At 65.7% G+C, this 16104-nt stretch carries 24 protein-coding genes; 22 read left to right on the forward strand and 2 right to left on the reverse strand.

The genetic code is table 11. The annotated features are described in order from the left end of the window. Positions 1–116: 116 nt before the first annotated feature. The 10 genes from ACFZCP_RS14730 (at position 117) to ACFZCP_RS14775 (ending at position 9097) form a co-directional block, all read left to right on the forward strand. On the forward strand, positions 117–989 hold the full coding sequence (locus tag ACFZCP_RS14730; protein ID WP_391427327.1) for a hypothetical protein: 873 nt from the start codon (positions 117–119) through the stop codon (positions 987–989). A gap of 212 nt (positions 990–1201) precedes the next feature. After that, positions 1202–1699, forward strand: a complete 498-nt coding sequence (locus ACFZCP_RS14735) for a hypothetical protein (RefSeq protein WP_383539561.1) — start codon at positions 1202–1204, stop codon at positions 1697–1699. Next, a complete protein-coding gene (locus tag ACFZCP_RS14740) occupies positions 1696–2190 on the forward strand; it encodes a hypothetical protein (protein ID WP_391427329.1) in 495 nt (164 codons plus the stop codon). The genes ACFZCP_RS14735 and ACFZCP_RS14740 overlap by 4 nt, the downstream gene beginning before the upstream one ends. Then, positions 2187–2408 (forward strand): hypothetical protein, encoded by a 222-nt coding sequence (locus tag ACFZCP_RS14745; RefSeq protein WP_391427331.1) that lies wholly within the window; start codon positions 2187–2189, stop codon positions 2406–2408. Before ACFZCP_RS14740 ends, ACFZCP_RS14745 begins: the two co-directional genes overlap by 4 nt. 3 nt (positions 2409–2411) lie before the next feature. Next, complete coding sequence (locus tag ACFZCP_RS14750) at positions 2412–3269, forward strand: hypothetical protein (protein ID WP_391427333.1); 858 nt, start codon at positions 2412–2414, stop codon at positions 3267–3269. A 79-nt stretch (positions 3270–3348) separates the two neighbouring features. Beyond that, positions 3349–4434, forward strand: a complete 1086-nt coding sequence (locus tag ACFZCP_RS14755) for a DNA cytosine methyltransferase (RefSeq protein ID WP_391427335.1) — start codon at positions 3349–3351, stop codon at positions 4432–4434. An 18-nt stretch (positions 4435–4452) separates the two neighbouring features. Beyond that, positions 4453–6399 carry a DNA polymerase gene (locus ACFZCP_RS14760; RefSeq protein WP_391427337.1) on the forward strand — a complete coding sequence of 649 codons (1947 nt, stop codon included), beginning with the start codon at positions 4453–4455 and terminating at the stop codon, positions 6397–6399. 3 nt (positions 6400–6402) lie between these two features. Beyond that, a complete protein-coding gene (locus ACFZCP_RS14765; RefSeq protein ID WP_391427339.1) occupies positions 6403–6771 on the forward strand; it encodes a hypothetical protein in 369 nt (122 codons plus the stop codon). Further along, positions 6771–7130: a hypothetical protein gene (locus ACFZCP_RS14770; protein WP_391427341.1), complete on the forward strand. Its 360-nt coding sequence runs from the start codon at positions 6771–6773 to the stop codon at positions 7128–7130. The genes ACFZCP_RS14765 and ACFZCP_RS14770 overlap by 1 nt, the downstream gene beginning before the upstream one ends. 11 nt (positions 7131–7141) lie before the next feature. After that, positions 7142–9097, forward strand: coding sequence for a hypothetical protein (locus ACFZCP_RS14775; protein WP_391427343.1), 1956 nt, complete (start codon positions 7142–7144; stop codon positions 9095–9097). A gap of 62 nt (positions 9098–9159) precedes the next feature. Here ACFZCP_RS14775 and ACFZCP_RS14780 read toward each other — a convergent pair whose 3' ends face one another. Beyond that, on the reverse strand, positions 9160–9843 hold the full coding sequence (locus ACFZCP_RS14780) for a hypothetical protein (protein ID WP_391427345.1): 684 nt from the start codon (positions 9841–9843) through the stop codon (positions 9160–9162). Positions 9844–9944: 101 nt separating this feature from the next. After that, a complete protein-coding gene (locus ACFZCP_RS14785; protein ID WP_391427347.1) occupies positions 9945–10433 on the reverse strand; it encodes a helix-turn-helix domain-containing protein in 489 nt (162 codons plus the stop codon). 241 nt (positions 10434–10674) lie between these two features. On the opposite strand from ACFZCP_RS14785, the gene ACFZCP_RS14790 reads away from it, so the two are divergent. The 12 genes from ACFZCP_RS14790 to ACFZCP_RS14845 all read left to right on the forward strand — a co-directional run bounded on the left by ACFZCP_RS14790 (position 10675) and on the right by ACFZCP_RS14845 (position 16086). Beyond that, on the forward strand, positions 10675–10860 hold the full coding sequence (locus ACFZCP_RS14790; protein WP_391427349.1) for a hypothetical protein: 186 nt from the start codon (positions 10675–10677) through the stop codon (positions 10858–10860). A 223-nt stretch (positions 10861–11083) separates the two neighbouring features. Beyond that, positions 11084–12145 (forward strand): hypothetical protein, encoded by a 1062-nt coding sequence (locus ACFZCP_RS14795; protein ID WP_391427351.1) that lies wholly within the window; start codon positions 11084–11086, stop codon positions 12143–12145. Then, positions 12142–12300: a hypothetical protein gene (locus tag ACFZCP_RS14800; protein ID WP_383539526.1), complete on the forward strand. Its 159-nt coding sequence runs from the start codon at positions 12142–12144 to the stop codon at positions 12298–12300. The genes ACFZCP_RS14795 and ACFZCP_RS14800 overlap by 4 nt, the downstream gene beginning before the upstream one ends. After that, positions 12281–12586 (forward strand): hypothetical protein, encoded by a 306-nt coding sequence (locus ACFZCP_RS14805; protein WP_391427354.1) that lies wholly within the window; start codon positions 12281–12283, stop codon positions 12584–12586. Before ACFZCP_RS14800 ends, ACFZCP_RS14805 begins: the two co-directional genes overlap by 20 nt. Further along, the gene (locus tag ACFZCP_RS14810; RefSeq protein ID WP_391427356.1) at positions 12586–12927 is read left to right on the forward strand and encodes a WhiB family transcriptional regulator; all 342 of its coding nucleotides are present in this window, start codon (positions 12586–12588) and stop codon (positions 12925–12927) included. The genes ACFZCP_RS14805 and ACFZCP_RS14810 overlap by 1 nt, the downstream gene beginning before the upstream one ends. Beyond that, a complete protein-coding gene (locus ACFZCP_RS14815; protein WP_391427358.1) occupies positions 12891–14054 on the forward strand; it encodes a hypothetical protein in 1164 nt (387 codons plus the stop codon). The genes ACFZCP_RS14810 and ACFZCP_RS14815 overlap by 37 nt, the downstream gene beginning before the upstream one ends. 25 nt (positions 14055–14079) lie before the next feature. Beyond that, the gene (locus ACFZCP_RS14820) at positions 14080–14316 is read left to right on the forward strand and encodes a hypothetical protein (RefSeq protein WP_383539515.1); all 237 of its coding nucleotides are present in this window, start codon (positions 14080–14082) and stop codon (positions 14314–14316) included. Next, on the forward strand, positions 14304–14525 hold the full coding sequence (locus tag ACFZCP_RS14825; protein ID WP_391427360.1) for a hypothetical protein: 222 nt from the start codon (positions 14304–14306) through the stop codon (positions 14523–14525). The genes ACFZCP_RS14820 and ACFZCP_RS14825 overlap by 13 nt, the downstream gene beginning before the upstream one ends. Beyond that, positions 14512–14709, forward strand: a complete 198-nt coding sequence (locus ACFZCP_RS14830) for a hypothetical protein (RefSeq protein WP_391427362.1) — start codon at positions 14512–14514, stop codon at positions 14707–14709. The genes ACFZCP_RS14825 and ACFZCP_RS14830 overlap by 14 nt, the downstream gene beginning before the upstream one ends. Positions 14710–14716: 7 nt before the next feature. Next, positions 14717–15436: an FAD-dependent thymidylate synthase gene (gene thyX / locus ACFZCP_RS14835; protein WP_391427364.1), complete on the forward strand. Its 720-nt coding sequence runs from the start codon at positions 14717–14719 to the stop codon at positions 15434–15436. 24 nt (positions 15437–15460) lie between these two features. Next, complete coding sequence (locus tag ACFZCP_RS14840) at positions 15461–15931, forward strand: hypothetical protein (protein WP_391427368.1); 471 nt, start codon at positions 15461–15463, stop codon at positions 15929–15931. After that, positions 15928–16086 carry a hypothetical protein gene (locus ACFZCP_RS14845; RefSeq protein WP_391427370.1) on the forward strand — a complete coding sequence of 53 codons (159 nt, stop codon included), beginning with the start codon at positions 15928–15930 and terminating at the stop codon, positions 16084–16086. Before ACFZCP_RS14840 ends, ACFZCP_RS14845 begins: the two co-directional genes overlap by 4 nt. Positions 16087–16104 lie beyond the last annotated feature (18 nt).

The raw sequence follows: 16104 nt of genomic DNA on the forward strand, positions 1-16104 counted from the left end.
TCTGTAAGGTCTGGAAGGTCTGAAAGGCTTTCAGCCCCAGACGCCACGTACCCACACACGAAAAGACGGCTCTGGGCGCGCACCCAGAGCCGTCGGAGACAGGAGCCGTAACTCCCATGCAGAACCCTATCCGCCGCCGGTCGAAGCCGGAGCCCGAGGCCAAGAAGCAGGACAGAGTCCCCGGCGAGCGCTTCACGGTCTACTTCGTCATGACGATGACCGTGTCCGCGATCCTCCTGGCGTTCCTCTTCGACTTCGGCAACGTCTGGGCGCTCGCGGCCCGGCTCGGCGTCCCCGAGCACGTGCAGGCCCTCGTCGCCCCGGCCGTCAGCCTCTCCTACCTCGGCCTCATGGTCGGCCAGCAGTACCTCGGCCTGCGTGGCTGGAGCGACGCCGAGCTGCGCCGGCCGCGGATCTGGCTCGGCCTCATGGGCGTCATGACCTACGGCCTCAACTGCGCCGACGCCTTCATGCGCCGTGCCTACGGCGAGGGCCTCTTCGACGCCGTGATGCCCACCCTCCTGCTGATCTGGGGCGAGATCGGCCCCTGGCTCATGCGTCAGGTCCACTTCGCCCGCACTGAGTACGCCGACTCCCAGACCGCGCCGCAGCAGGCCGTCGAGGACGGACGTGTGGATGACCTGGAGCGCACCGTCGAGGAGCTGCTCGCGGAGTTCATGGCCAAGGATTTCGAGCAGGGGGCGCGCAAGAAGGGCGGTCGGCGGGAGTCCAAGCTGCGGCCCACGGCGCGCGAGTTCATCAAGCAGTGGCTGGCCTCCGGCAAGACGTACGACGACCACCCGGCCGCTGCGTGGCACAAGGTGCTGGTGGCCGAGATGGGTGAGGACGATGCGCCGACGGTGGTCCGCTGCCGGCAGATCATGCGCGACGAGTTCCCGGTGATCGAGGCGGAGTGGAAGGCCGCCAAGACCGACAAGGACAGCGTGGATGAGCGGATCGGCGAGATGGAGGAGGCGCTGACCGCCTGACCCTCGCCGCAGAGCCCCGGTGGACGCATGAGCCGCCGGGGCTCACTGCTGCCCTCCAACTTGTTGCTCAACTTGTTCTTCAACTTGAGCAACAAGGGTGTTAGTCTGTGATCAGTCGCCAGGGCGAGCCCCCGATCTGCGGCGGTCCGCGTTACCGCGCAGTCAGCCGCCCTGGCGACGACTGTTCCCTACTCGTACTTGAGGAGCACGGCGTGGATTTCTCTGACGCCCCGGCAGGGTCGGTACTGACCGCGAACACGCCGGAATCCGCATTCGAACGCAAGGCTGCTCAGTGGTTCCTGATCAAGGGCCGCGTCGACACCCAGACGACCCTGCTGAACAAGCTGCGCGACGACATGTCCGACGACCTGCGCGCAATCGGGGTGAAGGACGAGAAGGGCAGCTACATCATCGAGCTGCCGCGCCCGCTCCGTGTCGGCGACAAGCAGTACAAGGGCCTGAAGCTGGAGCGCTACACCAGCGAGGGGCTCGACGAGGACGAGGCTGAGACCATCGCCCGCGACCTCGACACCCAGGCCGCTGAGAAGGGCGACGACGCCGTCATCTACGACCGGCTCTTCCCCCTGGTCCGGCAGTTCGACCCCCAGGAGGCATACGTCCTCTACCAGGAAGGACTCCTCTCGGAAGAGGACCTGGAGCGGATCTTCCCGGAGAAGGAAGGCTTCCGGTTCGTGCGGGTGGCTGCATGAGGGACTGGGACAGCGAGTTCGCCAGCATCGCCGGCGAGACGCCCACGACACAGTTCTACCCCGGCTCCACCCGACGCATCTCGCGCCGGCCGGTGCGCACCCAGATCGACCCCCGGTCCGCAGAGCAAGCCCGCCACGACGACACCGACGGATGGGACGCCAAGCCGCAGGTCCGCCCCTACAAGGGTGGCTACCGGGAGTTCTTCGGCATCGGACACCTGGCTAAGGCGCTGCGACGCGACGCCGTGACCCTGCGCAAGTGGGAGAACGGCGGGGTCATCCCCAAGGCCACCTACCTCATCAAGGGCAAGACCGCCAACGGCGACCGCCGCCTGTACACCCGCGAGCAGATTGAGGCGATCGTCCAAATCGCGGCGCAGGAGGGCCTGTTCGACGGCGATCCAAGAGGCATCCGCATCACGGACACCAACTTCACCGAGCGGGTGAAGGAAGCGTTCGAGGCGCTCAAGAGCAAGGAGGCGGCGGCGTGAAGCCGGTCCTGGAGTACGAGAAGACGGTCACCGAGCGCTACAACCTCGGCTCCTACGAGCACATCGAGGTAACCGCCCGGGTCAAGTCCACCGATCCGCGCGTCCTGGACGACGCGATCGACGAACTGCTCGCGCGCGAGCGGCAGATGGCGGCCGACCTCACCACCGAAGAGAACAGCTTCGCGCACGTCCACCCCGCCACCGACAACGAGGACTGATCTATGGCCCGAGGCAATCTCGACGACATCTTCGAGGAAGACGCAGCACCTGCCGCCCGACGTGCCGGCCGCAGCCGGCGAGACTCGATCGACGAGGACGACGCCCCCAGCACCCGCCGCGGTCGAAAGGCTCAGGACCGCGACGTGTTCGACGAGGACGATGACACCCCGCGCAAGGGCCGGGAGCGCACCAACTCGGCCCGGAAGCAGGGAGCCTCCGCCGGCTGGGGCGCCTTCGACGAGGTCGCCGGCAGCGGCGGCCAGGACTTCGAAGCCAGGAACGAGATGCGCCTGGAGATCACCAAGGATCCCCAGCTCATCCGGCTCCTACAGCCCGAACCCTTTGACTCCTACGAGTACCACTACGTCCGGGAGATCACCTCCGGCAAGCGGTCCTTCCGTGGGCTCGCGCCGAAGGAGGACTGCCCGCTCTGCGACGACCTCGACCACTACGGCCGCAAGGTCGCCACCTTCAACGTGGCGCTGTGGGACGAGGACGACAAGAAGTGGGTCCACAAGGTCTGGGAGGTAGGCATCCGTGCCGCTCGCACCCTCCAGGCCATCGCCAAGGACCCCAAGAAGGTCGGCAGGGACAACGTCGGCGACCTCACCTCGCCCCAGCTGTACGTCGCGGTCCACAAGACGGGCAAGGGCACCAAAACCGAGTACCACGTCGAGGCGGTCAAGGCCCGCGACGTCGACTCGGACTGGGACGCCGACGAGCTGACCGAGGCCGACTACGACCGCCTGGACAAGTCCCTCTACGCGGACGCCTGGGAGCGCCACTGCACCCGCGCCGAGCTGGAGGCCGCCGTGCAGAAGGTCCTCAACGGCGTGGACGAAGACGACGAGGACGACTAGACCACCAGACCGGCCGCTCCCCACCTGTACCCCCTCTCCTCCGGGTGGGGAGCGGCCACCCCGCTCCTGAAGGACACGCATGCCGATCCTCGGCCTGTGCGCGGGATTCGGCGGCCTAGAAATCGCAGTTGAGGAACTCACCGGCGAGCCCGTTGCCTACGTGGCAGAGATCGACCGCTACGCCACCCAGATCCTCGCGCACCACCACCCAGACCTCCCCAACCTCGGGGACATCACCTTCATTGACTGGACCGAACTCATCGGCCAGGTCGACATCGTCTGCGCGGGCTTCCCGTGCCAGGACATCTCCAACGCAGGGCACAGGAAGGGAATCGATGGCGAGAAGTCGGGCGTCTGGCGGAACGTCGCCGAAGCCATTCGCGTACTTCGACCCCGCCTCGTCTTCCTGGAAAACGTCTCAGCCATCGCTCGACGAGGACTCGACCGAGTACTCGGGGACCTGGCCGCGATCGGGTACGACGCGCGATGGATGTGCTTTCGAGCTTCCGAAGTTGGAGCAGCCCACCATCGCGACCGATGGTTCTGCGTCGCCTTCCCTTCTGCCGACGCCCCTGGCGCGGGACTGGAAAGCCGGCACTGGGAACCGGCACGGGAAGATGAGCCGACCGCTGAGCGAGGTCGCCTTGCTCTTGCCGGCGGAGCCCCTTCCGATGGCGATGCTGCCGACTCCGAGGGCCAGCGACGGCCCGAAGGGAGCGCCCAACCAGCGGGACAGCAGCGGACGCTATACGCACTTGCCGGCGGCCGTAGTGCATCTGCTGCCAACACCGACCGCGTCCGACGGCATGGGCGGAGCGGGACACGCCCCCGGCTCGACTGGGGCGATGAACCTGCGCACCCTCGTCACTCACCTTCCGAATGGTGGGGAGAGTACGCGCCGGCAATCCACCGATGGGAGTCCGTCATCGGAGTTCCGGCGCCGTACCCGACCGAGATTGGGCCCCGAGGCGGACGCCGCCTGACCGCGGTCTTCGCCGAGTGGCTCATGGGCATCCCCGGCCGAGTCACCACCATCCCCGGCCTCAGCCGCTCCCAACAACTCCACAAGGTCGGCAACGGCGTCGTTCCCCACCAGGCATACGCCGCCTACCGCCTGATCCTCATCGAGCTTCTGCTCGCCGAACGACTCCAACTCGCAGCCTGACACGGAAGGAACACGAGAGTGCGCGACGTCATCCTCACGATGGCCGACCTCGAAGATGTCGTCGCGCACTTCGAGCAGTTCGACGAGTTCGTCATCGACATCGAGACCGTCGGCGAACACCGAGGCGTCCCGGTCGCCAACGAGATCCTGTGGATAGCGCTCGCCACGCACGGCCGAGCGGTCGTCATCCCGATGGGCCACCCCAACGGTGACCGCCTGATATCCAAGGCGACCTGGCGCAAGAACAAGCAGACGGGAGAGCGGGAAACCGTCCCCGCGGTGTGGAGCGCTCCGCCCAAGCAGCTCCGCCCCAGCCAGGTCTTCAAGGCGCTGGAACCCCTGATCTTCTCCAGCCGGCGAAAGGTCGCCCACTCCGCGACCTTCGACCTCGGCAGCCTCGCGAAGTACTACGGCGGACGCATCCCGCCCAAGCCCTACGGCTGCACCCTCGTCGGCTCCTGGCTCCTCGACGAGAACCGCCTCAACGGCCTCAAGAACCTCGTCGAGAAACGCTACAAGCACAAGTACGACACCGAGAACGTCGGCAAGGAAGTCGAGAAGTACGGCTTCACCACGGTCGCCCGATACGCCTACCTCGACGCCAAGTACACCTGGCTGCTGTGGCGCGCGATGTGCGGCGACCTGGTCGAGCAGGACCTCTCCCGCATCATGTCGCTCGAACTCGCCGTCACCGAGGTCCTGCTCGACATGCACCCCACAGGCGCCTGTGTCGACGAGGACCGGCTCCTGGAGCTGGAGCACGAACTCGTCATCAAGCTGGAGGAAATCAAAACCAGGCTCTTCCGGGCCGCCGGGAAGGTCTTCAACGTTGGCTCCCCCCAGCAGCGCCAGGACATCCTCTTCCTGCCCAAGACCAAGGGCGGCCAGGGCCTCAAGCCCATCAAGCTCACCGACGGCGGCAAGACCAAGAAGCGCAACCGCGAGAAGATCGGCTTCCGCGACTGGTCCACGGACGCCGAGACGCTGGAGGCGTACCCGGAGAACGAGGTCTGCCGGATCCTCCTGGAGTACGCCGAGGTCGACAAGCTGCTGTCGACGTACGTCTACGGCTACCTCGGCAAGGCCAGCCAGCCCAAGCGCATCTTCAACGGCCGCATCCACCCCATCTTCAAGCAGTACGGCGCCCGCACCGGCCGATTCTCATGCTCGGCCCCGAACCTTCAGAACGTGCCCAGACCCGGCACGGAATTGGGCACCAAAGTCCGTTCCCTGTTCGTCGCCCCCAAGGGCTACAAGCTCCTGGTCGCCGACTGGGGCCAGATCGAGCTGCGGGTCCTCGCGCACTACCTCGGCCGCGGCGCCCTGTACGAGGGCTTTCTGGCCGGCGTGGACGCCCACACAGCCACCGCGGCCCTCGTGTTCGGTGTCGCCTGGGACGAAGTCACCAAGGACATGCGCCAGGTCGCCAAGGGCCTGAACTTCGCCATCGTGTACATGGCCGGCCCGGAGACCGTGGCAGCCATGGCCGGCATCACGGTGCGCGAGGCCGAGCGCATCATGGCCATCCACGAGGAGCAGTTCCCCGAGATCTACGCCTTCCGCCGCTCGGTCATCGAAACCGTCCGCAAGCGCAAGACGCGCGACCTCACCACGCTCCTCGGACGCAAGCGCCGGCTGCCGGAGATCGTCTCCAGCCAGGGCTGGCTGCGCGCCAAGGGTGAGCGTCGGGCGGTCAACAGCCTCATCCAGGGCTCCTCGGCCGACCTGATCAAGCTCGCCATGGTCCGGCTGCACAAGGCCATAAAGGAGAGCGGCCACGACGGCATCAAGCTCTCCCTCACCGTCCACGACGAACTCGTCGTCATCTGCCCGGACGACCTGGTCGACGTCGGCTCCAAGATCCTCCAGGAGGCCATGATCGGCGAGGGAATCCAGCACCTCATCAACGTCCCACTCACCGCCGACGTGGTCGTCTGCGACCGCTGGTCCGAAGCCAAGGATTGAGCAATGAGAACGATTCCCTTCGAGGTCCTCAAGGCCGAGTTGGCGCAGGACCTCAACGCTGGCCGAGCAGAGAACGAACTGCTCGTCAAGAGCGGACAGGTCGGACGCAGCGAAGAGGTGCTCGAAATGGAGCAGCTCGAATCGGCCGAGAGACTGGCGGCAGTTGAGCCGCTTCTCCCGCTCATCGCGGTGTACGGAGCGCTCATCACCGACATCCTTTTCGGGGGTATCCTGGACACCTCTGATTTGGATGACGACCCGGCTGAGTATTCGGCGTTCCGCACGGACTATCAGGCAATTCTCACTGCCTCTGTCATCGCGGTGCTTTCCAACCTCCAGGACAAGGGCCTCATTTCAAACGGAGTGGTGTAGTGAGCAACTTCTGGAACAGGCACCTCGGCGCCCCCTCGCCCGCCTACCAGCCGTCGGCACCGATGTACCAGCAGCCGGCGCCCCAGTACCAGCCCCAGTACGAGCAGCAGCCTCCGGCGCCTCGACAGGCCGCCCACGCCAGGGACTCCGAGATGTGCCCTGAATGCGGAGGCAGCAACTACTTCGCCATCCCCACAGAACCTCGGGCCGGCAAGCGCTGCTACGAATGCGGCTACCCCAAGCTCCACAGCACCTCCGGGCTCAACATCAAGTCCGAGGGAAAGGCAACCCCTGCGCGACAGACGGTGGCGAACAAACAAGGCGGATTCTCGATGACAGTCGTCGGCCGCCTCGGATAACCGGAGAGTAATTGAGCACCATCCTCAACCCGGACGGAACCCTCCAGGACCCGTACCGGAACTACATCGCCCTGTCTCGATACGCCCGCTACCTGGAGACCGAACAGCGTCGGGAGACCTGGACGGAAACCGTAGACCGCTACTTCACGTTCATAACCCAGCATCTGGCCGACGAATACGACCACGTGCCGGACAAGGACCTGCTCTACGAGATGCGGGACGCCGTCCTCACCCACCAGATCATGCCGAGCATGCGCGCAGTCATGACGGCCGGCGAGGCGCTGGAACTGTCCAACATCGCTGGCTTCAACTGCTCCTACTTGCCATTGCTGGACATTCGGGCCTTCAGCGAACTGCTTTTCATCCTGATGAACGGGACCGGCGTCGGCTACAGCGTCGAGAAGCAGTACGTCGAGCAGCTCCCGGTCGTCCCCGACCTCCTGCGCCTGGTGCCGGAGATGGTGATCACCGTCGGCGACAGCAAGCTGGGGTGGGCGGAGGCGTTCGACGAGCTTCTGCGCCTGGTGTGGCTGGACGGCATCATCCCCAGCATCGACATGTCCGAGGTGCGACCGGCCGGCGCCCGCCTGCGCACCTTCGGTGGCCGCGCCTCCGGCCCCGAACCTCTCCAGGACCTCTTCGACTTCACGATCAAGCTGCTGCACGGTGCGGCCGGCCGCCGACTGCGCCCGATCGAGGCACACGACCTGGCCTGCAAGATCGCCTCCGTGATCGTGGTGGGCGGCGTCCGCCGCAGCGCCATGATCTCCCTGTCCGACCTGAGCGACCAGGAGATGGCGCAGGCGAAGTCCGGGGCGTGGTGGGAGGACCACCCCTACCGGGCCCTGGCCAACAACAGCGCCGTCTACAGCGACGACATGAGCCGCGAGGACTTCGACGCCGAGTGGGCCACCCTCGTGGCCAGCGGCTCCGGCGAGCGCGGAATCTTCCACCGCGGCGCCGCCCAGCGACAGGCCGCCAAATACGGACGACGCGATGCAGATCTCGTGTACGGGACAAACCCGTGCTCGGAGATCATTCTCCGTCCGTTCAGCTTCTGCAACTTGTCCGAGGTCGTGGTCCGCGAGGACGACACCGAGGACACGCTCGCCCGCAAGGTCGCCTTGGCGACGATCCTGGGGACCTGGCAGAGCACGCTCACGGACTACCCCTTCCTGCGCGAGGAGTGGAGCCAGAACGCCGAGGAAGAGCGCCTGCTCGGCGTGAGCCTGACCGGGTTCTTCGGCTCCGACCTGCTGGTCACCCAGCCGGCTGAGAAGCGCAACGCCCTGCTGGACGCCCTGCGGGAACTGACGACCTCGGTCAACGCCGTCTATGCCGACGAGCTGGGCATCGAGCACTCGCACGCCATCACGTGCGTCAAGCCGTCCGGCACGGTCAGCCAGCTCGTCGGGGTCTCCTCGGGCCTGCACACCTGGCACAGCGAGTACTACATTCGCCGGGTCCGGGCCGACAAGAAGGACCCGCTCAGCCAGCTCATGCAGAGCTACGGCGTTCCGTGCGAGGACGACGTGATGTCGCCGAGCAACAACGTCTTCTCCTTCCCGATTGCGGCACCGCCCGGTGCCATCACCCGTGACCAGATCACCGCGGTCGACCACCTGAAGGTCTGGCTCGATGTCCAGCGGCACTGGTGCGACCACAAGCCCTCGGTCACCATCTCGGTACGCAACGAGGAGTGGGACGAAGTCGGGGATTGGGTGTGGACCCACCTGGACGAGATCTCCGGCGTGAGCTTCCTGCCGCACTCGGACCACAGCTATCAGCAGGCACCGTACGAGGAGTGCTCGCGCGAGGCGTACGAGGAGCTGCTGGCCCGCATGCCGGCCGACATCCATTGGGAGGACCTACCGTTCTGGGAGACCGAGGACAGCACCGTCGGCAGCCAGGAACTGGCGTGCACGGCCGGTGCGTGTGAGGTCGTCGACCTGGTCTCCGCTGCCTGACCCTGAACGCACTAAAGGGGCCGCACCTCATCGGTGTGGCCCCTCGCCGTATGCGCTCGCAGTCAGAAAGTGCGTGGTCGCCTGACGGGGATGTTGGGGATCAGGATGCCGCAGCCGAACGCCAGGGCACCGCAGACCGAGAACGCGGTGGCCGTTTCCGTGCCGTGGAGCGGCAGGATGAGATGGTGCTGGGCGCCGGAAACAATGGCGACCAGGCTCATGACTGCGTACAGGATGCCGAAGACTCCGGCGCTGGCGGCTGTCCAGAAGCCGGTGCGCACCCGCAGGCCGAGTTCACGGGCCCCCAGGGCGAGGAAGCCGAAGCCGAGGGCGACGGCGATAGAGGCCAGGGTGACGTAGCTGAAGTAGATGCAGGCGTAGGCGATGGGCTTGTTGCACATCGGACTGCCCGAGGCCACGTCTGAGACAAGGAGACGCAGGCTGGTGCCCGTGTACTTGCTTGTCAGGGGGGACTGGACGAACAGGACGGCCATCGAGCAGGCCGCAGCGGCGCTGACTGTGCTGGTGGTCACCAGGGCGACGGTGAAGCTCGTTCCCCGGAAGATCCACCACGACAGCAGGATCAGGATGCACGCCAGAAGACAGATGACGGCGGTACCGGATATGTAGGTGGCCAGTCCGACCTCTGTCGCCCGGCTGAAGGGGCGGACGATCAGCGGGTCGGCGAACGCCATGGCGATGCAGGCGAAGGCCATGCCGACGCCGGCGATTGCGGCCCCGGCCACGGTGGTGCGGTGACCCGATCTGTTGCGTACACGTCTGAAGAGTTCAGCAGTGGCGAGAAGTCCGAGGACGAGTGATGCCGTGTAGAACGCGGACTTCACAACTAAGGCTCCAGGGTCTTCGCAGCGCGCCGCGCGGCTTCGGACATGCGGCGACGTCCAGGACGATTGCGCGCTGCTTCGGGTGGAGGAGGATCCTCCTGGGGTGGGTCGCCGGCTTCATTGGCGAGCTTCCTCGCCAGTGCCTCGACCTCGGCCAGGTCGGCCTCGCTCAGGTGTTCCATAAGGGTAAGGATTGTGCGGATCCGGACATTCCCAAACGTGCGAACCGCAGGCAAATCGGTCACATCGTACAGGGGAAAGAAGAAGCCGGGCGAAGTGTTGAGTGCTGCGGCCAGGTCCGCGAGCGTCTGCATCCGGGGGTTGTCGTTCGTACCGTCAGCGAGCTTGCCGACGGTGGCGTGTGACATGCCCCTGCCGATCAGCTTCGTCGCCTCGGCCAGGGTCCTGGTGGTCCACGGCTGCCCGTCCGGTCCCAGGGTCGTGAGCATGAGCCAGCTCAGCTTGAAGGCCAGAGATCTGTCGTCACTCAAGGGGAGGTCTCCCTGCTGGTGGGCGGCCGGTCGTGCCCGCCGTCGTAACCCATGATCAGCGTGTTGATCATTGCAACCTACCTGTGCAGGGGCTGTGCCCGACTATTGGAAAGTTTAGTTGACAACCTCGCGAGTCGCCCCGCATGCTCAGTCCACGGACGCTGACCGCCGGGATCTATGCCGGCCGGTCCTTCTGGTGCCAGGGGTGCAGCCTGCGGCGTTCGGTTTGCATGGAGCAATCGTGGTGGACATTGAGGGCGGGCTGGGGCTGCGAGTGCCGGCGTCCGTCGCTGAGGTGCTTGACGAGGTCCTGACCAGCGAGACGCTCGCGCGCCTGATTGATGAGGGTCTAGTCAAGTGCATGATCCACCTGGGCACCGGCGTGGTTACCTACCAGCTCGCTGGTGAGGTCATTCGAACTGTCTGAATCGAACCCCATCGTCATCCCGGCCGCTAGTCCCCTATTTGCGGCCGGGAGTGCACCCTCAGTCGCCACCCCTGGCGGCCGGGGGTTTTTCTATGCCCGGATCTGTGACCGACCCGTGATCCTCATGAGCAACTCGACTCTCTGTCTCTGACCTGCGTCGACACCTAATCTCCTACTTGAACAACAAGTTGACTCAACTTGTGGAACAAGAAGGGGGGTTCGTGTGGCGCCGTCGCCCGAGGCACTCGCACTCATGGCCCAGCTCAACAAGAAGTACGGGCCCGAGACCATGATCATGGCCTCTCAGATGAGGCAGGTCTCGCCGTTCGCCACTGGTTGCCTGCCGCTCGACATCATTCTCGGAGGCGGGTTCCCCGCGAACAAGTGGACCGAGATCATCGGCTTCGAGTCCAGCGGCAAGACCACCGTCGTCCACAAGACCATCGCCCATCAGCAGGCCAAGAACCCTGAGTTCTCCACCCTGTGGATCGCGGCCGAGGACTACGACAAGGAGTGGGCGCAGCAGCTCGGCGTCGACACCGACCAGGTCGTGGTCGCGGAGATCCGGGCCATGGAAGAGGCGTACGAGGTCATGTTGGAGTTCGCCGCCTCCCGCGCGGTCGACGCCATCGTCCTCGACTCCTACCCGGCGCTCGTCGCCTCGGAGGAGGACGCCAAGGCCATGGACGAGCTGTCTGTGTCGCCCGGCGCGCGGATCACCAACAAGTTCTACCGCAAGGCCGGCAAGGCGACGAAGCGCAGCCACCTCACCGAGGAGCGCGCGGTCATGGGCATCGTCATCAACCAGTGGCGCGAGAAGGTCGGTGGCTTCTCCCCGCAGGGCACCCCCAAGACCACGCCCGGCGGCCTCGGAAAGAACTTCGCCTACTGGACCCGCCTGGAGGTCTCCCGTGCCGAGTTCCTCGACGAACCGATCCCCGGCAAGGGCAAGAGCCGTGTCGGCCAGGCCATGAAGTTCAAGACGGTCAAGCACAAGTCCGCCGGCCCGCAGAAGACTGCTGAGACGCACTTCTACTGGGATGACTCGCCCTCCCGCGGCATCACCGCCGGCTCCTGGGACGTCGTACGCGACCTCATGACCTGGGGCGTCTACTTCGACGTCATCAAGCGCCGCGGCCGGTACTTCGACTTCGGTGAGCGCACCTGGGACCTGAAGGACGCGATCATCGACTCCCTGCGAGGCGAACTCGATCTCCAGGACGAAGTCGCCGAAGCCGTCCTGCGCGCCGTCACGAACCCCGAGGCGCTGGAGGTCGCAGCGTGACGGGAGCCCTTGCGGCCTTGGCCCTCGCGGAAGCCGGCTACATCACCTTCGTCTCCTGGCGGGCCAGCCGATACCTGCGCCGGAAATCCGACGAGATCGACCAGCTCCTGGAGCTGATCCGAAAGAGGCTCACGGGTGACGAACCGCGGCCTTAAAAGGTCCCAGCGGCAGGAAAAGGGACTGGCCTCGAAATACGACGGCAAGGTCAGCCCCGGATCGGGAAACGGCTGGATTCACAAGAACGACGTCCGCAACGACACGTTCTCCTTCGAAGCCAAGACCACCGAGAAGCGCCAGTACACGCTCAAGCTCGACGACCTCAAACTCGCCGAACAACACGCACTGCTCTCCGGGAGAGAAATGGTCTTCGTCATCGAAATGGGAGGGAGGAATTGGATGGTGCTCTCCCAGGAAACCTTCGACACCATCCTGGAGACCTAGTGGCACTGTTCTCCCGATGCTCGGCCCCCGACTGGACCGGCGGCGACGACCCCGAACGCGAGGCGAAGTGCCGTAAGTACCAGACCCCTTCGCGCGACAACGACCCCTGGTTCGACGACCTCCGGGAAGCTGCCGCGATCTGCAACGGGGACACCGACGGAACCATCTGCCCGATGCGCCAGCGCTGCCTGGACTGGGCGATGAAGAACTGCGAACGCTACGGCGTCTGGGGCGGAATGCTCCCCAACGACCGAGCCAAGCTCCGCAAGAAGTACCGCAACCAGAAGAAACCGGAGACGTGGCCATGGCAGCCCCCAAGCGAAAGGCTCCCCGAGCCGTAAAGCGCCGGGCCCCGATACCCACCAACCTCTCCGATTTCCTCGCCGAGAAGCGGGGCGCCGGCGAAGAGAACTTCCTCGGCACCGTCCGCACTCACATCGTCGAGAAGAACAAGGCCGACAACTCCCGTCGGCAGGACATCATCCACCCCTCGGAGATGGTCAAGGACGACTGGTGCCCCAAAGCCACGTTCCTGCGGATCACGACCGGCGTCCACCACAAGCAGTCCTTCGGCTTCCAGTCGCTGAACATCTTCGACACCGGACACGAGTCGCACCGCAAGTGGCAGAACCGGGCCTGGGACATCGACTGGCTGGAGGGCATGTTCACGTGCCTCAACTGCGACGAGAAGTGGTGGGCCAAGAGCCCCAAGCAGTGCCGGTCCTGCCAGAGCACCGCCCTTGAGTACGCCGAGGTGCCGCTGTCCGCCGAGGCCACCCACCTGATCGCCGGCCACAGCGACGGCATGCTCACCCCGGCCCACAGCCTGCTGGAGATCAAGACCGTGGGGGAGGGGACGGTGCGGTTCGAGGAGCCCGAGCGCCTCGCGAAATACCTGGTCACACTCCCCGACGGCAGCAAGATGGTCGACCTGCCGGCCATGTGGTCATCCATCAAGGTGCCCTTCCCCAGCCACATCCGCCAGGGACAGATCTACCTCTGGATGGCCAGGAACCTCGGGCTCGACGTCGACCGGATGACCTACGTCTACGAGTCGAAATTCAACCAGGACGTACGGCAGTTCGTCGTCCGCTTCAACCCCGCCATCGTCGACCCGCTCCTCGAAACGGCACTCGACATCAAGGAGCGGATCGCGGCCCAGAAGGACGCCCCCGACTGCGTCAACGGCGATGTCTGCAAGCAGTGCAAGCCCTACCAGGAGACCAGCGATGGCGAGGACGCCCCTCGACGAGGACGACGACAGCCTCTCGACGAGGACAACGCAGAAGCTCGGACGCAAGGGCCTGAAGCTGCGCAGCCGGCCCGAGGACGACATGCCGGATCTGCCGGCAAACCTGACGGAACTGACCGACGACAAGCTGATGGAGCTGTTCGTCGAGCTGACGCGGTGGGCCGAGTACGCCGGAACACAGCTAGCGGCAGCAGCGGTCGACGAGAAGGCCGCTGAAGCCCACCTCGAACGCTGCAAGGCCATGGCCGCGGTCAAGGCCAAGCACGAGAAGTCGGTGACCGCGCAGAAGGCCGCAGCCGCCTCCGACGAGGACGTCCTCGAAGCCGACTCCCTGTACCGGCAGACCTACGCGGTCCGAAAGCTCACCGAAGCCATTTACAGCGGCGCCGACCGAAAGGCCGCCGTCGTCTCCCGCGAACTGACCCGGCGCATCGGCCGGAGCGACCGAGAAAGCAGAGCAACACGATGGTCCGCCTGAACCCTCGCCGGCTGATAGCCGCAGCACTGACGGTCACCGCCAACGGGTGCGCGGCCGGCGCCGGAGCCCTCCTCGCGCTCGTCACCATCGGCGCCATCGGCTGGACACCGCTCCTGCTCGCCCTCATCACCGCCGCCGCCTTCGGCTTCAGCATCGCGGCCGAGATCGTCGAGAACCCCAAGAAAGGCCCGAAGCATGCAGCACGTTGACTCCGGCCAGCTCTGGCTCGACAAGACCAGCAAGGGCGAGCGCGTCGTCTACGTCCAGTCCGTCACTCCCAACTTCGGCGGCTACGCGAACTGCATCTCCTACAACTTCGGCAAGGGCACGCGCAGGTACACGCAGATCAAGCTCGCCGGCTTCACCAACCAGTTCCGCTGCCTCGCCACCTGAGAGACCTGTGACCACCCCAACCTTCCGCAGCGACATCACCGTCGAGCTGGTCAAGCACAACGCCGCCGACACCGACGTCCTCTTCGCCGCCCGCGTCTCCACCGGCACCAAGACTCTCGTCGGTGAAACCGGGGACCTCGCCAAGAAGGACCTCGGCCTCATCAACTACCTGATGCGGGACAAGCACGGCAGCCCGTTCGAGCACAACTCCATGACGTTCCGGATCGAAGCCCCCATCTTCGTCATCCGGGAGTGGATGAGGCACAGATCTGGCTGGAGCTATAACGAGGAGAGCGGGCGCTACACCGAACTCAAGCCCGTCTTCTACATCCCGAGCCTCGACCGGAAGCTGGTCCAGGAGGGCAAGCCCGGACGCTACACGTTCGTCAAGGGCACAGCCGCCCAGCACGAGATCGTCAGCCGGGTCATGGAGTACGCGTACCAGGAAGCGTACGAGGCGTACCAGGCCCTCCTCGACGCCGGCATCGCCCGCGAGGTCGCCCGCTCGACCCTCCCTGTCGGCCTCTTCTCCTCCATGTACGCCACCTGCAACGCACGCTCGCTGATGCACTTCCTCGGCCTGCGTACCGCCGACGAGCGGGCCACCTTCCCGTCCTTCCCGCAGCGGGAGATCGAGATGGCAGCGGAGCAGATGGAACGTTTCTGGGCCCAACTCATGCCCGCCACCCACGCCGCCTTCAACACCCACGGCCGCGTCGCCCCCTGACGACGCCCTACGAAAGGCACTCCCTTGCCCGGCCTCTTCGACCCGATCCTCGACATGCTCCCCACCAAGGCCCGCGTCATCAAGGACCTCACCAGCAGCCGCTACAACGTGCACTTCGCCAGGGTCGAGCCCGGCAGCGGCGCCGCGATCAACCAGGGCCGCTTCAACGGCGTCCGCGGTCAGATCGAGTTCACCACCCCGCCGTACGTCAACACCGAGCCGGTCCTCCGCCTCACCCGCCCCGAGTGCGACACCCTCTACGACGCCCTGGGCAAGGCGCTCGACAAGACGGCCGAGAAGGTCCTGAAGGACGACCTCGCCGCCACGAACAAGAACCTCGTGCAGGCCGAGAAGGACCGCGACGACGCGCGCAACCGCAACCGTGTCCTGGTCCAGGAAGCTGGCCGGCACAAGAACGAACTGCGCGAGACCCAGGCCCGCCTCGCCCAGGTCTCCGAGATGTACTCCAGCCTCCTGGACCGGCTGAGCAAGTGACCCTCAGCCCCGCCCCGCACGCGACCCGATGCGCCTGCGGCCGGCTGATCGCAGCCGACGAATACGCGGGCCAGGTCGACGGCCAGACCGTCTGCGAAGTCTGCGCGGCCCCCGAGTGGGACGACGACTACGCCACCGCCTACGACTACCTCTGACCCACCCGGAGCACCCAC

This window comes from Streptomyces sp. NPDC007971 (genome assembly GCF_042958635.1).
GTDB lineage: Bacteria > Actinomycetota > Actinomycetes > Streptomycetales > Streptomycetaceae > Streptomyces.